Below are 18,765 nucleotides of genomic sequence, written 5' to 3'. Positions count from 1 at the left end.
GAGAGGCCAAGGCGGCATTCGCGCCGCAGTTTGCCGCGCCGGGGGCGTCTGGATCTGCCAAGGCTTGAACCCCGGGGCATTCTTTGTCATTGCCATGGTCAAACCTGATGACTTTGCCAAAGGGCGCTGACCGATGAAATTCACTCTCTCCTGGCTCAAGGACCACCTCGACACCGATGCAACCGTCGAGGAGATCACCGAGACCCTGACCGACCTCGGGCTGGAGGTCGAGGAGGTCGTGAACCCTGCCGACGCTCTCGGGGCCTTTACCCTGGCCAAAGTGGTCGGCGCGGAACAACATCCGGATGCGGACCGCCTGCGCGTCTGCCGGGTGATGACCGATGAGGGCGAAAAGCAGATCGTGTGCGGTGCGCCCAATGCGCGCGAAGGCATTACCGTGGTGCTCTGCAAGCCGGGTGACTATGTGCCCGGGCTGGATTTCACCCTCTCAGTGGGCAAGATCCGCGGCGTCGAAAGCCATGGCATGATGGCCTCCTGGAAGGAGCTGACGCTGGGCGAGGATCACGACGGCATTGTCGAGTTGCCCTCGGGCGAGGTGGGCGAAAAGCTGGTGGACTGGCTGGCGCAGAACGATCCCGCCAAGGTGGACCCCATGATCGAAATCGCGATCACGCCCAACCGCCCGGATGCGCTGGGCGTCTACGGGATCGCCCGCGATCTGGCCGCGCGCGGTTTGGGGACGCTGAAAACCCGGGACTATGCGCCGGTCGAAGGTCAGTTCGACAGCCCGATCAAGGTCACTATTGACGAGGACACGCTGGATGGCTGCCCCCTATTCACGGGCCGGCTGATCCGCGGTGTGAAGAACGGCCCCTCGCCGAAATGGTTGCAGGACCGTCTGAACGCCATCGGGCTGCGTCCCATTTCGGCGCTGGTGGACATCACCAATTTCTTCACCTTCGATCAGAACCGTCCCCTGCATGTCTTTGACGCGGCCAAGGTCGCCGGCAATCTGCGCATTCACCGTGCGGCGGGCGGCGAGGAGCTGCTGGCGCTGGACGAGAAGACCTATCGCTTTGCGCCCGGGATGATGGTGATCTCCGATGACAACGGTCCGGAAAGCGTCGCGGGCATCATGGGTGGCGAGGAAACCGGCTGCACCGAGGAAACAGTGGATGTCTTCCTGGAAAGCGCGTTCTGGGATCATGTCCAGATCGCAACCACCGGACGTGCGCTGAAGATCAATTCCGACGCCCGCTACCGCTTCGAGCGTGGCGTTGATCCTGAATACACCTACGAAGGGTTGGAGCGTGCCACCCAGATGATCCTGGATCTGTGTGGAGGTGAGGCGTCGCATGTGGTTTCTGCGGGGGATGTGCCGGACCATTCCCGCGCCTACCGTCTGAACGCCGAGCGGGTGCAGTCCCTTGTTGGTATGGACATCCCCGAAAGCGAACAGCGCCAGACCCTGACGCGCCTTGGCTTCCGTCTCGAGGGGAATCTGGCACATGTGCCAAGCTGGCGCCCCGACGTTCAGGGCGAGGCCGATCTGGTCGAAGAGGTGGCGCGTATCGCGTCGCTGACCAAGCTTGAGGGAAAGCCCCTGCCGCGCCTGACCGCCGGTATCCCGGCGCCGGTGATGACCCCGCAGCAGCGCCGTTTGCAAATGGCACGCCGCACCGCTGCCGCGCTCGGTTATAACGAGGTGGTGAGCTACACCTTTATCGACAAGGCGGCAGCGGCGCTGTTCGGCGGCGGAACGGACGCGACCATGCTGGCCAACCCGATCTCCTCGGAAATGTCGCATCTGCGTCCGGACCTGCTGCCGGGGCTGTTGCAGGCCGCGGCGCGCAATCAGGCGCGCGGCTTTGCTGACGTGTCTCTGTTCGAGGTGGGGCCTGCATTCACCGGCGGCGAGCCGGGCGAGGAGCGTATTCAGGTCTCGGGTTTGCTGGTCAATCGCAACGGGCCGAAAGATGTACACGGCGCCTCGCGCAATTGGGATGTCTACGACGCCAAGGCAGATGCCGAAGGCGTGCTCGCGGCCATCGGCGCCCCCGCGAAGGTACAGATCCTGCGCGACGGGGATGGCTGGTGGCATCCGGGCCGCCATGGCCGGATCTGCCTTGGCCCGAAGAAGACGCTGGGTGTCTTTGGGGAACTGCACCCCAAGGTGCTAGAGGCGCTGGGCGTCAAGGGCAGCGCTGTGGCCTTTACCATCTATCCCGATGAAATCCCGCTGCCGCGCAAATCCGGGGCCAGCCGCAGCGCGCTCGCGATCAGCGATCTTCAGGCGGTCGAGCGCGATTTTGCCTTTGTGGTTGATGCGGAGGTCGAGGCGTTGTCGCTGGTCAATGCGGCCGGTGGGGCCGACAAGGCGCTGATCGAAGAGGTGCGTGTCTTTGACGAGTTCATCGGCGGTGCGCTGGGGGAAGGCAAGAAATCCCTGGCCATAACCGTGCGCTTGCAGCCGATGGACAAGACATTGACCGAGAAGGACATCGAGGCCGTGAGCGAAAAGATCATTGCCAAGGTGACCAAGGCCACCGGCGGTACCCTGCGCGGCTGACCCGGGCCCTTGCGGCGCCGGCCTGTAATGCAGACGCGTCCTGGAAACGGGGCGCGTTTTTTTCTGCTCCGACAGGTGCCGGTCAGCCCTCCATGCGCAGGGTGTCCGCGAGGAGATCGAAGACCAGGCGGATTTTCTTGCTGGTGTGCAGCTCGCGATGGGTGGTGAGCCAGAACGGAAAACGCACCGGCTCAACCCAGTGCATGACCCGTTCGATGTCAGGCGTTTGCTGGGCGATCTTGTCATACATCGGCGCGATGCCGAACCCGCTGCGCACCAGATCCCAGGCCACAAGCCCGTTCTGCGAGTTGACCTTGAATTGTCCCGGCTGCAACCGCAGGCCGAAGTCGTGAAAATGCGCGATCATGCGGTCCACATCGCCAAAACCGACAAAATCATGGGCCGCGAGATCTTCGGCGGTGTCGGGGCGGCCGCGCCGATCAAGATACCGGGTCGCAGCGTAAAAGCGGGCTGTGCCTTCAAGCACATGTTGCGCAATCAGATCCGGTTGTTCCGGTCGGACGTGGCGGATCGCTATGTCCGCCTCCCGTTTCATCAGGTCGCGGATGTCATTGGTCGCAATCAGGTCCAACCGCAGGTTCGGAGCCAGGTGGCGCAGTTTCTGCAACACTGTCGGCAGCAGGTAGGATGATAGCATGTCGCTGGCGGTGATGCGCACCGTGCCCTCGATCGCCTGAGCCTGACCGCTGGCGGCAAAGCTCATGGCGGCGGCGGCTTCTCCCATGCGGCGGCTGTGGTTGAGCAATTGTTGCCCCGCTTGCGTCAGCACCAGCCTGCGTCCGACCCGTTCGAACAGCATCAGGCCAAGTTCGCTCTCCAGCATCGCCACCTGGCGCGAAAGCGTCGGCTGCGTCAGTCCGAGACGCCGCGCCGCGGCCGACAGGGACCCCGTCTCTGCGGTGGTGAGGAAAGCACGGATATGGTTCCAGTCGGTCGGTGGCGGCATGATCATGCATATTTGTATATATCTCCTGCGAATTTTCGCAATTCCTGCCGGTTCTTTGCATGAGTATGGTTCGGGAAATGGTGGAGAAAAAATGATGACTGCGGATGCTCAGTTCTGGAACCGGATCGCACAGTCCTATGCCGCGCGCCCGGTGGCCGATGCTGCGGCCTATCAAAAGACGCTGGATCGTGTGGCGCAGTATCTGGATGGCGATCAGGTGGCCTTGGAACTGGGCTGCGGGACCGGCTCTACAGCCGTAACGCTGGCGCCGCATGTGGCGCAGATCATTGCGACCGATCTGTCGCAGGCGATGATTGATATTGGCGCGCGGCGGGCGTTGGAGGCGGGTGTCACCAACCTCCAGCTTGAGGTGGCAGAGCCCTTGACCGCGCCGGAGGGCCCGTTTGATGTGGTGCTCGCCTTCAACCTTTTCCACTTGCTCGCTGCGCAGGACGACAGCTTGCACGCGGCCGCGATGCGTCTGCGTCCGGGCGGGTTGTTCATTTCAAAGACGATCTGCCTGAAAGACACCCGCAGCGCGTTCAAGCGCATCCTGATGCGTGGATTGATCCCACTGATGCAACTGGTGGGCAAGGCGCCTGAGGTCGTGCATTTCATGACCGTCGCCGACTGGCAGGCGCGGATCGAAGCGGCGGGCTTCGACATCATCGAAACCGGCAACTACCCGGCGGATCCGCCCAATCACTTTGTGGTGGCGCGCAAGCGCTGACGGGGTTGGCCTCTCCTGGTGGAGCGGGTAGGTCTTGGCGCGAACCCATGGCCCCGACCGGGGCGCGGCAGGAGGACCGACCATGACCCTATCCGTTTACCTTTCCGGCGAAATCCACACCGATTGGCGCGAGCAGATCATCGAAGGTGCGCGGGATCTGAACCTGCGTTTCGACAGCCCGGTGACAGATCACGATGCGTCCGACGATTGCGGTGTGGCGATCCTCGGGGCTGAGGACAGCAAGTTCTGGCATGACCACAAGGGGGCGAAGCTGAATGCGATCCGCACCCGCAAGGGCATTGAAGAAGCCGACGTCGTCGTGGTCCGCTTTGGTGAAAAATACAAGCAATGGAATGCGGCCTTTGATGCGGGCTATGCAGCGGCGCTGGGCAAGTCGATCATTGTGCTGAACCCGCCCGAGCATCAGCACGCCCTGAAGGAAGTTCATGCGGCGGCGCTCGCCGTGGCCGAAGAGCCACGTCAGGTGGTCGAGATCCTAACCTATGTGCTGACCGGGGCATTGCCCGAATGAGCGCCGGGTCGGCGGCATCTGTTGCCGCGGGCGGGCCCCCGATTCTGGAAACGGAACGGCTGATTCTGCGTCCGCACGGCATCGAGGATTTTGACGATCTCGCCGCGATGTGGGCAGATCCGGAGGTGGTGCGCTACATCAGTGGCGTGCCGTCGACCGCCGAGGCAAGCTGGTCGCGGCTCCTGCGCTACATCGGCCATTGGCAGGCATTGGGTTTCGGCTACTGGGCGGTGATCCTGCGCGACACCGGGGTCTATGCGGGCGATGTGGGGTTTGCCGACTACAAACGGATGATCGCGCCAGACCTTGGCGCGGTGCCAGAAGCCGGTTGGGTCTTGTCACCTGCGGTACACGGGCGTGGTATCGCCACAGAGGCGGTGCGGTGTATCCATCACTGGGCCGAGGCGCAGACCAAATGGGCGCGCACCTGCTGCATCTTCGATCCCGACCATAAGGTGTCGCAGAAGGTCGCGGTCAAACTGGGCTATCACACGGTGTCGGACTCGGCGCTCTACAACGAAAAACCTACCCTGGTGATGCAGCGTGATATCCCCCGGTGAACCGGTAGGGGTCTGATCTCAAAGGCACATCCACCGGTTGAATGTCGCGCGTTGGATTTGCGCTGAAAATATGCACCTGAACTGTTTTTTAACGGTGGGCTTGTTAAGTGAGAGTGACGCCGCCGCGAGAGCGCATTCCATTTCAGACAATTCAAGTGGTTCTATGTCCGACACGAATAAAACAGATCGCCGTAGATCCCGGTTCGAAGTTACACCGGAAACCGAAGACCGCGGTTTGTTTAAGCGCGGTTTGACACAGGTTGCGCTGACCTTGGTTCCAGTGATCGGCAAGACGGCGCGCGGCGATATTTCGGTGCGCGGCTACGTCAGTGAAAGCGAAGAGATTTCTGTCATTTTTGCTGGGCGGCGGATCAAGGAATTTGGGCCGCTGCACGAAGAGCTGCGCCGCCTGCTGACGGAGGCGAATTATTCGGCTCAACGGCGCCGCAAGGACCCGCCTCCGGTCAACAGCATTCGCCTGCCCGCGCAGATCGAAGGCGCCTGGCGGGTGCGGTTCGAACGCAGCAATACCGGCGAGGATATTCGGGTGTTGCAGTTTCTCGCGGCCCGCTGGGGGTTTCTGGACCGCAACGGCGAGACGATCACCAGCGGCAAGCAGGCGCTTTATGGCAACCGCAGCAGCGATACCGGCGCTATCTGAACGGCGCATCGCATACCGCGGCGAGCGTGTTTCGACGCCTTTGTAACACGGTGAGCGCCATGGATTCTTAAGATTTGAAATCCACTATATGTGCAGGGGCACCGTCACGGCGGGTCTCTCGTAATGACAATGGAATTGCTGCTGAAAACATGATGCCTCCCACATCCAGAATCGACCGTCGTGCGCAAACTCCCGTGTCCCCGGAATACGAGGATAGCGGCCTGTTCAAAGGCGGTGTGATTCAGGTGCAACTGGCGCTGGTTCCGGTTTTTGGCACCACATCTCGGGGTGATTGCACCACCCGAGGTTTCAATGCGGACGGCTGCGAGGTGTCAGTTGTCTTTGCCGGACGGCGGCGGCCCCACTTCGAGGCCATCTATAACCAGCTTCGATATATGTATGCCCAGGCACATCACATGGACGCCATTCGTGGTGTCAAAATGCGCGATGTGAATGACATCCAGTTGCAGGTGCAATGCGAAGGGGCATGGCGGGCCCGGATGCTGGTGGATGAAAACGGGCAGGAACGCCGAAGTCTGCAATTCATGTTGGCGCGCTGGGCCTTTCAGGCGCATGACGGGCAGACCCTGCGGTTCGGAACTGCACCGCTCATCGCGGAGCGCCCCAAGGCCGCCCCCAGGGATCAGGGGGAAACGACCGGGTTTGGAGCGGGTACCTGGCCCCCGACCCGAGGGCCGGGAGCCGCGTTCAGCCGCTAGGGTCCTGACCCTAGGGCCGGGGCCGGTTTCAGCCTTCTTTCTGGATTTCCACGCTGTGGGGATAGGGAATGGAGATGCCTTCTGCGTCAAAGGCTTCTTTCACGCCTTGGATCATCGCCCACTTCAGTTCCCAATAATCGCCCGCCGTGCACCAGAGGCGGGTGGAAATGTCGACCGAGCTGTCACCAAGGTTGGTCACGCGCACCCAGGGTTCCGGGTTTGCAAGCACGCGTCCGTCGGCCTCGGCCAGGCGCAGGATAATGCCCTTGGCCTTTTCGATGTCGTCGCCGTAGTCGATGCCATAGGTGATATCGAGGCGGCGGGTGTCATGCGCGGAGTAATTGGTGATGATGGCGCCCCAGGCCTGACCATTGGGAACGATGATCTGCACGTTGTCAGGGGTGACCAGCTCCGTCACAAACAGGTTCAGGTCCTTCACCGTCCCGGCAGTGCCGCCGATGTCGACAAACTGGCCGAGCTTGTAGGGCCGAAACAGGATCAGCATGAAACCGGCCGCCAGATCACTCAGCGTGCCCTGAAGCGCAAGACCGATGGCGAGAGTGGCTGCCCCGAGCATGGCCACCAGGCTGGTGGCCTCGATGCCAAAGACGCCAAGCACGGCGACCAGAACGATTGCCAGCAGCACCCAGCGCACCATGCTGGCGACGAAGTTGCCCAGCGTCTCGTCAATTTGCGGTGTCTTGTTGATGCGGCTGCGTACCGCGCTTGAAATCAGACCTGCGGCTATCCAGCCGAGTACCAGCACCACCAGTGCCTTGATGCCACTGACCACCAGCGGCCACATCGCACCAGCCTGTTCGATGAATTCTTCCATGTCAGTCCCCACGTTTTCTGTTCACCCCGCAATGGGCCGAACAAGGATCCGGCGGCTGTGCGGGGCCGTCATCTGTGCGGCGGCGCGGATCGCAGCCGCTGCTCCTGTCCTTCTTGCGTCAGGAGGGTGGGGAGAATCGAGAGGTTTTTGACACGCGGCACGGGGAAATTGTGCCGCGTGTCACACAAAACGCGCGGGGTCCGGGCAGGGCGACGCGGCGCCGATGTCAGGACGCCGCGTCACTCGGCCGGGTCAGGCGGCGTCGCGCAGGGCAAGCGTCGGCGACAGAACGTCAAGGCCAAGCGCCTTGCCCACGGCATAGTAGGTCAGCTTGCCCGCGTGCACGTTCAACCCGTTCAGCAGATGCGGATCGTCGGCGCAGGCCTGTTTCCACCCCTTGTCGGCCAATGCCAGCAGGAAGGGGAGCGTGGCGTTGCCAAGCGCCTGGGTCGAGGTGCGGGCCACCGCGCCGGGCATGTTGGCGACGCAATAGTGCATGATGCCATCGACCTCATAGATCGGGTCGGCATGGGTGGTGGCGCGAGACGTCTCAAAGCAGCCGCCCTGATCAATGGCGACATCGACCAGAACCGCGCCCGGTTGCATGTCGGAAAGATCCGCACGCGACACCAGCTTGGGCGCTGCGGCGCCGGGGATCAGCACCGCACCGATGACCATATCGGCCTCCCGGATCAGCTCCGCGGTGGCGCCAGCGGTGGAATAGCGGTTCTTGAACGTGGTGCCGAACACATCATCGAGATACTTCAGGCGCGGCAGCGAGCGATCCAGAACGGTCACGTCGGCGCCCATGCCGGCAGCGATCTTGGCCGCATGGGTGCCGACAACGCCCCCGCCCACCACGACGACCTTCGCCGGGGCGACACCTGGTACGCCGCCCATCAGGACACCGCGTCCGCCATTGGCCTTTTGCAGCGTGTAGGCGCCCACCTGTGGCGCCAGCCGACCGGCGACCTCCGACATCGGCGCCAGCAGCGGCAGGCCGCCGCGGTCATCGGTCACGGTCTCATAGGCGATGGCGGTGCAGCCGGAGGCCAGCAGGTCGTGGGTCTGCTCCGGGTCCGGAGCCAGGTGCAGATAGGTGAACAGAAGCTGCCCCTCGCGCAGCATCTTGCGTTCGACCGCCTGGGGCTCCTTTACCTTGACGATCATGTCGGCACTGGCAAAGATCTCTTCGGCGCTGTCGATGATCGTCGCACCGGCGGCGGTGTAATCCGCATCCGGAAAGCCGGCCCCCAGTCCCGCACCGGACTGGATCATGACCTGATGGCCATGGCTGACGGCCTCGCGCGCGGCGTCGGGTGTCATGCCGACGCGGAATTCCTGGGGTTTGATTTCCGTGGGGCATCCGATTTTCATGGGTCTCTCCTCCGTTCCCTTTGGGACAGAGTGTCGCAGGTTCGGTTTCAAATGTGCTGCTTTTTTCAGCAGTTTGAAAACTCGACTTTCGAAGGATCTTCGAATAGAACTCAATCCTACGCAAGAATAGGTGGGTCATTTGGCGTTAGATCAGGTGGATCGTCGAATCCTCGAGGTGCTGCAAAAGCAGGGCCGGATCTCGAACGCGGAGTTGAGCGAGGCCGTGAACCTCTCGGCGTCGGCCTGTCACCGGCGGGTGCAGCGTCTGGAGAGCGACGGCTATATTCGCAATTATGTTGCGTTGCTGGACGCACGCAAGCTGGGGGTGCCGACCACGGTGTTTGTGGAGATTACCCTGCAAACCCAGGCTGATGAAGTGCTGGAGGCCTTTGAGAAGGCGGTGGCACGCATTCCGGATGTGCTGGAGTGTCACCTGATGGCCGGAACGGCAGACTATATCCTCAAGGTGGTGGCGGAGAACACGGATGACTTTGCCCGCATCCACCGCCAACATCTGACCCGGTTGCCCGGGGTCGCGCAGATGCAATCGAGCTTTGCGCTGCGAACGGTGTTCAAGACCACGGCGCTGCCGATCAATTGACGCAGGCTGCGCATTAGCGGTCGGGGACCGTAAAATCATCGTGCCCGCCGACATGGATCTACCACGTGGCCTGATCCGGAGGCACAATGATCGCGCGGGCGAGAAATTCAGGCGGAGACGGGCGATTTTCGACCGACATGCCGCCATTTGACACCAAAGGATCACATGACGCCGCTATGCGGTGGTACAACGCTATAGCAAGACTAAGGAGACACAGTGTGAGCAGCGATCAGGAAAATACCTCCTTCGAGTGGCTGGAAGCCGAGCTGCAGGACACGCTGGACGAGGATTTCGAAATCGAATTTGCCGAGCCCATGCTGTCCATGGAGCTTCGCAAGATCTATCGCGCCCAGCATCCGGAAATGCTGGACCGCAAGGTTTATTTCCGCAACCTGCTGCGGCTGCAGGCGGAGCTGATCAAGGTGCAGGACTGGGTGCAGCACACCGGCGCCAAGGTCTGCATCCTGTTCGAGGGCCGCGACAGCGCCGGTAAGGGGGGCGTTATCAAGCGGATCACCCAGCGCCTGAACCCGCGTGTCGCCCGGGTCGTGGCGCTGCCCGCGCCCAGCCGTCGCGAGCAGAGCCAGTGGTATTTCCAGCGCTATGTGCCGCATCTGCCGGCCGCGGGCGAGATCGTGCTGTTCGACCGCTCCTGGTACAACCGGGCCGGGGTCGAGCGTGTCATGGGCTTTGCCAATGACGATCAGGTGGAACAGTTCTTTCAGGACGTTCCGGAATTTGAACGCATGCTGGTCCGGTCCGGTATCATCCTGCTGAAATACTGGTTCTCGATCACCGACGAAGAACAGCAGTTGCGATTCCTCATGCGCATCCATGATCCGATGAAACAGTGGAAACTGTCTCCGATGGATCTGGAAAGTCGTATCCGCTGGGAGCAGTACACCAAGGCCAAGGAAGACATGTTCTTCCGCACCAATATCGAAGAAGCGCCCTGGTACATTGTCGAAGGCAACGACAAGAAGCGTGAACGCCTCAACTGCATCGAGCACCTGTTGACCAAGATCCCGTATCACGATGTTCCAAGCGAGAAGGTCACGCTGCCGGATCGGGAATACAACCCGAGCTACGAACGCCGGGTGCTGCCGGACGAATTATACGTGCCGAAGATCTACTGATCCCGACGCTGTGACAGGGGGGGCGGCCCCCTGTTCCGACCGATTGGGCCGAGCAGGCAGCAGGCAGAGGGAGCAGGCAGACTACGAGGCCGACAAAGTGAAACCCCCGGAGCGGATGCCTCGGGGGTTTAAGTCTTAAACAGTATCCAGAAGAGACTGGAAACGGGCGAGGGGTCTTAGAGGAGACCTTCGCGCTGTGCTTTTTTGCGTGCCAGCTTGCGGGCACGGCGGATAGCTTCAGCTTTCTCGCGCGCTTTTTTCTCGGAGGGCTTCTCGAAATGTTGCTTGAGCTTCATTTCGCGGAAGACGCCTTCGCGCTGCAGCTTCTTCTTCAGGGCACGGAGCGCCTGATCGACGTTGTTGTCGCGAACACTAACCTGCATGTGGTTTTCACCACCTTTCTAAGTTGAGTTGCAAGGATTTGCAGGAGGTGGCCGTATAGCAAGGCGGACCTAAATTGTCTAGTACTGGAACCGCCGAGACAGAGGAGCATGTCCATTATGGTCGAAAACAACGGAAATTCCAGCGATCAGAGTGCTGAATTGCGGGACAGGCTGCTGAACGCGGCTCTGATGCATGTCCCGTTTGACGGTTGGACCGCGCCCACCTGGGCGGCCGCGGTGGCTGATTCGGGCGTGAAGCCGACCGTGGCCGAGGCCTTGTTTCCGCGCCGGGCGCTCGATCTCGCGGTGGCCTATCACAAGCGCGGTGATGCGCTGATGCTGGCGCGGCTGGCGGAGGCTGAGCTGGACACCTTGCGGTTCCGGGACCGGGTCGCGGCGGCTGTGCGATATCGTCTCGAGGCGGTCGAGGACAAGGAAGCGGTGCGCCGTGGTGCCACGCTGTTTGCACTGCCGCACCATGCGGCCACCGGGTCGCGGCTGATCTGGGAGACGGCGGATGCGATCTGGACCGCGCTGGGGGATACGTCCGAGGATGCCAACTGGTACACAAAACGGGCGACACTGTCGGCGGTCTATTCCTCGTCCGTCCTATTCTGGCTGGGCGATGACAGCCCGGAGCACCAGGCGACCTGGGACTTTCTGGACCGGCGTATCGACGACGTAATGCAGTTTGAGAAGTTCAAGGCCAGCGTTGGCAAGAACCCGTTGTTGAAACCGCTGCTGGCGGGGCCGGCGTGGGTGATGAGCCGGATCCATGCCCCTGCGCGTCGCGAGGACCTGCCGGGGCGCTGGCACTCCTGATCGCCGGTGTGATCCCCGGTGGCCCCGCGTCGGGCGGGGCGCCTGTGCGCGACGCCTGCGCACGCGGGGCCGGGCGCAGGTGGTGGCTTGGCCGGGGGCGGAAGGGGTGTTAGCTCTGAGCGGAGACTGACATCCCGAAAGAGGATCCCTGCCGATGACACATGCCCTGCCTGCCATGATGCGCGCGGTTGAAATCTCAGAACACGGTGCGCCGGAGGTGCTGAAACTGGTGGAGCGCCCGGTGCCGCAGCCCGGCCACGGTCAGGTCGTGATCCGGGTGGCCTATGCCGGTGTGAACCGTCCCGATGCCCTGCAACGGGCGGGCGCCTATGCACCGCCCAAGGGCGCAAGCGACCTGCCGGGGCTTGAGGCCGCGGGGGAGATTGTCGCGCTTGGCGCCGGGGTGACCGGTTGGACCCTGGGCGATCAGGTATGCGCCCTGTTGCCGGGGGGCGGATATGGCGAGTTTGTCGCGACCCCTGTGGCCCATTGCCTGCCGATCCCGGAGGGCCTCAGCCTGAAAGAGGCGGCGTGCCTGCCTGAGACCTGTTTCACGGTCTGGTCAAACGTGGTCACGCGCGGCGGTTTGACGGCGGGAGAGCGGTTCCTGGTGCATGGTGGGTCCTCCGGGATCGGCACAACCGCGATCCAACTGGCGTCGGCCCTTGGCGCGCGGGTTTATACAACCGCCGGGTCTGATGACAAATGCGCCGCCTGTGTCGGATTGGGCGCGGACGTGGCGATCAACTACCGCGACGAGGATTTTGTGGAGATCCTGAAGGCAGATGGTGGCGCGAATCTGATCCTCGACATGGTGGGTGGGGACTATATCCCCCGCAATATTCGGGCGCTGGCGGATGATGGTCGGCTGGTTCATATTGCTTTTCTGCAGGGGCCAAAGGCGGAGCTGAACTTTGCTCAGATCATGGCGCGCCGGCTGACCGTGACAGGCTCTACGCTGCGCCCGCAGAGCGACCTCGCCAAGGCGCGGATCGCGCGGGATCTGGTCGAGGCGGTCTGGCCGATGATTGCAGCGGGCAAGGTGCGCCCGGTCATGGATTCAACCTACCCCCTGGCAGAGGCGGCAGCGGCTCATGCGCGGATGGAAGCCTCCACCCATATCGGCAAGATTGTCCTGGATGTGGGGGCTGACGCCTAAGCCAAAAGATCGCTGCGGCACGCCGACCGGCTGTTCCGCGCCCCGGGATCACATCACGGCACGGCGATAGAAATGCCACGTGGCGTGCCCCAGCAGGGGGACAACAAATATCAGCCCCGCAAAGAGCGGCACCGATCCAAGCACCAGCAAGGCTCCGACCAGAGCGCCCCACAACAGGCAGACAAGGCGGTTCTGGCGCATCACCTGCAGGGACGTCGCCACAGCCATGGGCAAACCCACATGCCGGTCCAGCAGGAGCGGGAAGGATACGATGCTGACTGCAAGCGCTGCATAGGCGAAGGCCGCGCCGACGAGGGTGCCGACCACGATCATGGTCCAGCCAGAGGATGTGGTGAACACATCACGGGCAAACGCCGTGAGCGAGGCGGGCGTGTCCGGTCCCAGCGTCGCGCCAATGATCGCCTGCGCCACCATGATCCAGATCACAAACAGAGCCGCGAGATAGAATGCCAGCATCAGGACCGAAGCAAAGGCGGGAGAGCGCAGCACGGAAAAGGCTGACATCCAGCCGCTCGGTTCGCCGGCTTCGCGGCGCCGGGACATTTCATATAGCCCGATGGCGGCTGCGGGGCCGACGATGGCAAAGCCCATCACCATCGGCACCAACAATGGCAGAACGTCCAGATGAAAGCCGCTCATCACCATGGCGAGGCCGATCAGAGGGTAGATGAACACCAGGAACATGGCATCTGAACGTGCGGCCTTGAAATCCGCCCAGCCCGCTCGCAGCGCGTGCGAGATATCGCCCATGTCCATGGTCCGCACCCGGGGGCGGGCGTTGGTGTCGCTGCGTATCTCGTCAAGCGCCTCGGTGGTGCCGTGACTGGCGGATTTCAGCGATTGCAACACCCAGCTTGCGGGGTTGCCGATGGTCTTGGGGGCGGTCTCTGACATAGCTTGGCTCCTCCTGTGGCTCGCCGGGGCGTGCCGCGCGGAACAGCTGGGATCTAAGCCGGGACCAGGCCAAGATATGCGATCATGCGCGTCTGCGTCTCGGATGGTCCCGGTGGGAAACCCTCGATTGGGCCGTCGCGCGGCATGTCGGATTCCCAGCCTAACACGCCTGCGCGGTTTTGTCTGTCACAGTCGCGGGAGCAGATCCGGCGCGTGGCCGGATCACCGCAGGGGTTCGAACCGCGCGTCGGTTAGGGCGCAGTCCCGGATCACGTCACGTCCGCAGGGAACCGGATCCAGCGCGCGGGACAGGCAGATTCGCGCTTCCTGGATAAATCCGTCGCGGCAGGTGATGGTCAGGCTGTCCTCATCAAGCGCGGGATTTTCCTTCAGAAACGCCTCTTCGACCACGGCAGCGGGCAGTGTCACCGGCTTGTCGAGGCGGCGGAAGGCCACGGGCCGCGTGACGCTGTCGAAGGCCCGGCGGGACAGGTCGAAGTAGGTCCGGGGCGACAGGCCGGAACAGGTCCCGTGTTTTTTCCACTGATGCCAGGCAAGGCCGGACGTGCCCATGATATCGGCCATTTCGCCGGTCATGCGGCGGTTCGGGGGCGCTTCGGTTGTGCGGCAGTAGCTTGGCCAGCCCTGGTGAAACTGCGGCCACAGGCCATGCAGGGTCCAGCCGTGATCGTGGCGGTCATCACATTGGTCTGATCCTTTTGCGTCCCCCTCGATCGCACACCAGTTGGGGGACCAGCTGAGCGCCAGAACGTAATAGTCGAACTGGCCCGCCGGTTCGCCCTCGGCCTGCGCAGAAGGGGCAAAGCCGGCCAGACTTGCCAGAATTGTAAAGATCAACCGCCGCATTCGCCTCTTTCCTTATGGTTTCAAGGCGACTATATAGACCTGAAGTTCCCCGACAACGGAAACCCGCCCCGCAGACCGGGGAAGCCGATTTAAGGCGACGGGAGAGGTTTACCCGCAGGTTGTCCGGTCCAGCGTGACATTCGGGGACAGACGTGTTTCGAAGGAGTAAAGCACATGGCAAAACCGTTGATGGCCAAGGCGACCGCCGTGTGGCTGGTGGACAATACCACGATCAGCTTCAAGCAGATCGCAGATTTCGTGGGCATGCACGAACTGGAGATCCAGGGCATTGCGGACGGCGACGTCGCGGCTGGCGTGAAAGGGTTCGACCCGATTTCCAACAACCAGCTGACCCAGGATGAAATCAACACCGCCGAGAACAATCCGCTGCACAAGCTGAAGCTGAAGTTCAACGCCGCCGCCGCAGGCGAGGAAAAGCGCCGTGGTCCGCGCTACACCCCGCTGTCCAAGCGTCAGGATCGTCCGAACTCGATCCTGTGGCTGGTCAAATTCCATCCGGAGCTGTCCGATGGTCAGATCGCCAAGCTGGTGGGCACCACCAAGCCGACGATCCAGTCGATCCGGGAACGCACCCACTGGAACATCTCCAACATGGAGCCGATCGACCCGGTGGCGTTGGGCCTGTGTAAACAGTCCGAACTTGACGCAGCCGTCCAGAAAGCGGCCAAGGCACGCGCCGCCGAGGGCGGGATCATGAGCGATGATGAGCGTCGCAAACTGGTGTCCACCGAACAGTCGCTGGAGATGGACGCAGAGCCCAAAATCCCAACCGCGATCGAAGGGCTGGAAACCTTTACCCTTGGGTCGTCCGATGAGGATGACAAGAAAGAAGAAGAAATCGTCGATGCGGACAGCTTCTTCAATCTGCCGGCTTCTGACGATGAGGATGAAGACGACGATAGTGACGATCCGCGGTACTAAGTCCTGCGACGCGCCCGCTTTGGCACTCTGCCAAGCCACTGGGTAAAGCATTGTAGAAAAACAACAAACGCCGCCCTTTTGACGAGGGGCGGCGTTTGTTTTTTCACCCTTGCAAATAACTGAGTAAATAACTAGGAAATATACACCCAGCTTATCGACCGCCTCCGACGCGTCGAACCTGCCCGGACCAATCCGTAGCAAATGCAGCGCCCGCCGAAGGTTCCGGCGCGGCAGGTAAAGAGGGTGAACGTCCATGACACTTCAGGTTCCCATCGCGCCAGAACTGGGACAGGCCCCTGTGGCGGCCTTCGGGTTTGACCCGTTTGAAACCCGCCTGCTGGCGGTGACGCGGCATCTCGTGACGACATCGCGCGCGCCGGACAGTCAGGCCTGGCACCGTGGCTTTGTAATTGCGGCGGAAACCTGGGGCGAGGCACAGGGGCTGGCGGTGGCCTACGCGCTCTGGCCGGTGGTGCGTGAGGTGCTGGCGCTGCGGGGCGATGATTTTGCCTGCAACGATCCACTGGATCTGGACACGCGGGATCTGCTGACCGCGGATGAGGCACAATTCCTGGCGATGCTGCATCACATGCGGCGGGATGAGACCAACCGCGCCCGGGATGCCGTTGACGCGCTGACGTTGGGGCGCATGGACCCGGAGCTGATCCGGGCGGGACTGTCGTTTTCGGATCGCTTTCCATCCGGGGCGCGTCAGCGTCTGCGGGGCGCGCCGGCGCTGCGGGTGGTCCGTTAAGCGCCGCCGCGCCAGGCCGCGTTCCCGAAGTTTCGTAACGGCCGGCGGGAAAGCACAGCAAGCAGCCTTGCACGACCGGGGCGCGGGTAGTAGGCATTTCGCCAACGCAAGTCCCGGGAGGCGTTGAGCATGGACGATCCAAAAACCCTGGTTTCCACCGACTGGCTGGCGGCGCATCTGAGGGACCCCGATTTGCGGGTCCTCGACGCGTCCTGGTATCTGCCGCAGATGGAACGCGATGCGAAGGCCGAGTACGAGGCCGGGCATATTCCAGGCGCGCGCTTCTTTGATATCGATGAGATCTCTGATCACCGCTCGGATCTGCCGCATATGGCCCCGCCGGTGGAAAAGTTCATGTCGCGGCTGCGCGCCATGGGCGTTGGGGATGGCCACCAGGTGGTTGTCTACGATGGGATGGGGCTGTTTTCCGCGGCCCGCGTCTGGTGGTTGTTCCGCCTGATGGGGCAGACCAATGTCGCGGTGCTGGACGGTGGCCTGCCCAAGTGGACCGCCGAGGGCCGCCCTCTGGAGGATCTGCCGCCGGTGATCCGGGACCGCCACATGACCGTTCGCGTGCAGAACCACATGGTGCGCGATGTGACCCAGGTCTCCTCCGCCGCCAAGCTTGGCGATCACGAAATCATCGACGCGCGCGCTGCGGAGCGGTTTCGCGGAGAGGCGCCTGAGCCGCGCCCGGGCATGCGGGCGGGGCACATTCCGGGCTCCCGGAACGTGCCTTTTACCACGCTTCTCAATGACGATGGCACCATGAAAGCGGCAGACGATCTGCGCGCGATCTTCGAGGCGGCCGGTGTCGACCTTGGCAAACCTGCCATTACCTCTTGCGGGTCGGGCGTCACCGCCGCCGTGCTCAGCCTAGCGTTGGAACGCATGGGCAAGCACGATCACGCGCTCTATGACGGATCCTGGTCCGAATGGGGCGCTTTCCCGACCCTTCCCGTTGCAACCGGAGACGACTGATGTTCGAGAACCTGAAACCCCAGCCCGCCGACAAGATCCTGGCGCTGATGCAGATGTACCGCGATGACCCGCGGGACCAGAAGGTGGATCTGGGTGTGGGGGTCTACAAGAATGCCGAGGGCGTGACCCCGGTCATGCGGGCGGTCAAGGCCGCCGAACAGCGCATCATCGACGAGCAGACCACCAAGGCCTACACCGGGCTGGCGGGTGATCCGGCCTATGCGGATGCGATGATCGGCTTGATCCTCGACAATGCCGTCGAGCGCAGCAAGATTGCAGCCGTCGCGACCCCCGGCGGCACCGGCGCGGTGCGCCAGGCGTTTGAGCTGATCAAGATGGCGAACCCCGGCGCACGCGTCTTTGTATCTGACCCCACCTGGCCGAACCACGTGTCGATCCTGAAATACGTTGGCATCGAGACGGTGGTCTATCGCTACTTTGACGCCGAGACCCGTGCGGTGGATTTCGACGGTATGGTCGAGGACCTGAAAACCGCCAAAGAGGGTGATGTGGTGTTGCTACACGGGTGCTGCCACAACCCCACCGGGGCAAACCTGAACCAGAGCCAGTGGAAAGCGGTAGTTGAGCTGCTGAATGAACGCGGTCTCATTCCGATGATCGACATCGCCTATCAGGGCTTTGGCGACGGTCTGGAGGAAGATGCGGCGGGCGTGCGTCTTGTGGCCTCTTCGGTGCCGGAATGCCTGATCGCGGCAAGCTGTTCCAAGAACTTCGGCATCTACCGCGAGCGCACCGGCCTGTTGATGGCAATCAGCCAACAAGGGGACGCAGAGGGGCTCAACCAGAAGACGCTCGCCTTTCTCAACCGCCAGAACTACTCGTTCCCGCCGGATCACGGCGCGCGTGTGGTGACCACGATCCTGAACGATCCTGAGCTGCGCGCCGATTGGCAGAAAGAGCTGGAAGAGACCCGTCTCGGCATGCTGGCCCTGCGTCAACAGCTGGCAGACGAGTTGCAGCGTCTGACCGGATCTGATCGCTTTGGCTTCATCGCCGAACACCGGGGCATGTTCTCGCTGTTGGGCACCACGCCGGAACTGGTGGAAAAGATGCGCGTGGATGCGGGGATCTACATGGTGGGTGACAGCCGGTTGAACATCGCCGGTCTCAATGCGCAGACGGTCCCGATCCTGGCCAAGGCGATCGTCGACGCGGGCGTCTGATCCTTTCCTGGTTCGTTCAGAATTGACAACGCGCCCCCGTCCAGCGGGGGCGCGTTTTTTGTTGGGCGACGTGCAAAAATGCCCGGTCTGGAAACGCAAAACGCGGCGCC

The 18,765-nt window shown here is 62.5% G+C and carries 20 protein-coding genes; 14 read left to right on the top strand and 6 right to left on the bottom strand.

The genetic code is table 11. The features are described 5' to 3' along the window. The first annotated feature begins 133 nt into the window (after window positions 1-133). Window positions 134-2,530 carry a phenylalanine--tRNA ligase subunit beta gene (gene pheT / locus ACXAF5_RS17830; protein ID WP_474947605.1) on the top strand — a complete coding sequence of 799 codons (2,397 nt, stop codon included), beginning with the start codon at window positions 134-136 and terminating at the stop codon, window positions 2,528-2,530. A gap of 82 nt (window positions 2,531-2,612) precedes the next feature. Here pheT and ACXAF5_RS17825 read toward each other — a convergent pair whose 3' ends face one another. Then, window positions 2,613-3,503 carry a LysR family transcriptional regulator gene (locus ACXAF5_RS17825; protein WP_474947604.1) on the bottom strand — a complete coding sequence of 297 codons (891 nt, stop codon included), beginning with the start codon at window positions 3,501-3,503 and terminating at the stop codon, window positions 2,613-2,615. Between the two features lie 88 nt (window positions 3,504-3,591). Here ACXAF5_RS17825 and ACXAF5_RS17820 point away from each other — a divergent pair, with 88 nt between their 5' ends. The 5 genes from ACXAF5_RS17820 (at window position 3,592) to ACXAF5_RS17800 (ending at window position 6,699) form a co-directional block, all read left to right on the top strand. Then, window positions 3,592-4,227, top strand: coding sequence for a class I SAM-dependent methyltransferase (locus ACXAF5_RS17820; RefSeq protein ID WP_474947603.1), 636 nt, complete (start codon window positions 3,592-3,594; stop codon window positions 4,225-4,227). An 82-nt stretch (window positions 4,228-4,309) separates the two neighbouring features. Further along, on the top strand, window positions 4,310-4,759 hold the full coding sequence (locus ACXAF5_RS17815; protein WP_239322530.1) for a YtoQ family protein: 450 nt from the start codon (window positions 4,310-4,312) through the stop codon (window positions 4,757-4,759). Next, window positions 4,756-5,319, top strand: a complete 564-nt coding sequence (locus ACXAF5_RS17810; protein WP_474947602.1) for a GNAT family N-acetyltransferase — start codon at window positions 4,756-4,758, stop codon at window positions 5,317-5,319. The genes ACXAF5_RS17815 and ACXAF5_RS17810 overlap by 4 nt, the downstream gene beginning before the upstream one ends. A gap of 37 nt (window positions 5,320-5,356) precedes the next feature. Then, window positions 5,357-5,980, top strand: coding sequence for a hypothetical protein (locus ACXAF5_RS17805; protein ID WP_474947601.1), 624 nt, complete (start codon window positions 5,357-5,359; stop codon window positions 5,978-5,980). A gap of 149 nt (window positions 5,981-6,129) precedes the next feature. After that, window positions 6,130-6,699, top strand: coding sequence for a hypothetical protein (locus ACXAF5_RS17800; protein ID WP_474947600.1), 570 nt, complete (start codon window positions 6,130-6,132; stop codon window positions 6,697-6,699). Between the two features lie 28 nt (window positions 6,700-6,727). Here the strand turns inward: ACXAF5_RS17800 and ACXAF5_RS17795 are convergent, their stop codons facing one another. Then, entirely contained in the window at window positions 6,728-7,534 is an 807-nt protein-coding gene (locus tag ACXAF5_RS17795) for a mechanosensitive ion channel family protein (protein ID WP_239322534.1), read from the bottom strand. Between the two features lie 252 nt (window positions 7,535-7,786). Then, window positions 7,787-8,911, bottom strand: a complete 1,125-nt coding sequence (gene ald / locus ACXAF5_RS17790) for an alanine dehydrogenase (protein ID WP_474947599.1) — start codon at window positions 8,909-8,911, stop codon at window positions 7,787-7,789. Between the two features lie 139 nt (window positions 8,912-9,050). On the opposite strand from ald, the gene ACXAF5_RS17785 reads away from it, so the two are divergent. Together ACXAF5_RS17785 and ppk2 are read left to right on the top strand one after the other, a co-directional pair. Next, window positions 9,051-9,512 carry an Lrp/AsnC family transcriptional regulator gene (locus tag ACXAF5_RS17785; RefSeq protein WP_239322536.1) on the top strand — a complete coding sequence of 154 codons (462 nt, stop codon included), beginning with the start codon at window positions 9,051-9,053 and terminating at the stop codon, window positions 9,510-9,512. Window positions 9,513-9,730: 218 nt separating this feature from the next. Next, on the top strand, window positions 9,731-10,648 hold the full coding sequence (gene ppk2 / locus ACXAF5_RS17780) for a polyphosphate kinase 2 (protein WP_239322537.1): 918 nt from the start codon (window positions 9,731-9,733) through the stop codon (window positions 10,646-10,648). Window positions 10,649-10,824: 176 nt separating this feature from the next. Here the strand turns inward: ppk2 and rpsU are convergent, their stop codons facing one another. Next, on the bottom strand, window positions 10,825-11,031 hold the full coding sequence (gene rpsU / locus ACXAF5_RS17775; protein ID WP_005614280.1) for a 30S ribosomal protein S21: 207 nt from the start codon (window positions 11,029-11,031) through the stop codon (window positions 10,825-10,827). A gap of 117 nt (window positions 11,032-11,148) precedes the next feature. On the opposite strand from rpsU, the gene ACXAF5_RS17770 reads away from it, so the two are divergent. Together ACXAF5_RS17770 and ACXAF5_RS17765 are read left to right on the top strand one after the other, a co-directional pair. Further along, a complete protein-coding gene (locus ACXAF5_RS17770) occupies window positions 11,149-11,853 on the top strand; it encodes a COQ9 family protein (protein ID WP_474947852.1) in 705 nt (234 codons plus the stop codon). Between the two features lie 154 nt (window positions 11,854-12,007). Further along, a complete protein-coding gene (locus tag ACXAF5_RS17765; RefSeq protein ID WP_474947598.1) occupies window positions 12,008-13,012 on the top strand; it encodes an NAD(P)H-quinone oxidoreductase in 1,005 nt (334 codons plus the stop codon). 48 nt (window positions 13,013-13,060) lie between these two features. On the opposite strand, the gene ACXAF5_RS17760 is transcribed toward ACXAF5_RS17765, so the two are convergent. After that, window positions 13,061-13,927, bottom strand: coding sequence for a DUF2189 domain-containing protein (locus ACXAF5_RS17760; protein WP_474947597.1), 867 nt, complete (start codon window positions 13,925-13,927; stop codon window positions 13,061-13,063). A 222-nt stretch (window positions 13,928-14,149) separates the two neighbouring features. Beyond that, window positions 14,150-14,794 carry a ribonuclease T2 family protein gene (locus ACXAF5_RS17755; RefSeq protein WP_474947596.1) on the bottom strand — a complete coding sequence of 215 codons (645 nt, stop codon included), beginning with the start codon at window positions 14,792-14,794 and terminating at the stop codon, window positions 14,150-14,152. Window positions 14,795-14,968: 174 nt separating this feature from the next. Between ACXAF5_RS17755 and ACXAF5_RS17750 the strand changes: the two genes are divergently transcribed. The 4 genes from ACXAF5_RS17750 (at window position 14,969) to ACXAF5_RS17735 (ending at window position 18,655) form a co-directional block, all read left to right on the top strand. Further along, window positions 14,969-15,736 (top strand): DUF1013 domain-containing protein, encoded by a 768-nt coding sequence (locus ACXAF5_RS17750; protein WP_474947595.1) that lies wholly within the window; start codon window positions 14,969-14,971, stop codon window positions 15,734-15,736. A 253-nt stretch (window positions 15,737-15,989) separates the two neighbouring features. Then, window positions 15,990-16,490: a hypothetical protein gene (locus ACXAF5_RS17745; RefSeq protein ID WP_474947594.1), complete on the top strand. Its 501-nt coding sequence runs from the start codon at window positions 15,990-15,992 to the stop codon at window positions 16,488-16,490. Between the two features lie 129 nt (window positions 16,491-16,619). Beyond that, window positions 16,620-17,471: a 3-mercaptopyruvate sulfurtransferase gene (gene sseA, locus ACXAF5_RS17740; protein ID WP_474947593.1), complete on the top strand. Its 852-nt coding sequence runs from the start codon at window positions 16,620-16,622 to the stop codon at window positions 17,469-17,471. Beyond that, entirely contained in the window at window positions 17,471-18,655 is a 1,185-nt protein-coding gene (locus ACXAF5_RS17735) for an amino acid aminotransferase (protein ID WP_474947592.1), read from the top strand. Before sseA ends, ACXAF5_RS17735 begins: the two co-directional genes overlap by 1 nt. Window positions 18,656-18,765 lie beyond the last annotated feature (110 nt).

Source organism: Epibacterium sp. ABV4_022 (assembly GCF_056159345.1).
Note: the sequence above shows the minus strand (reverse complement) of the source record. Positions and strands in the feature narration are given on the sequence as shown.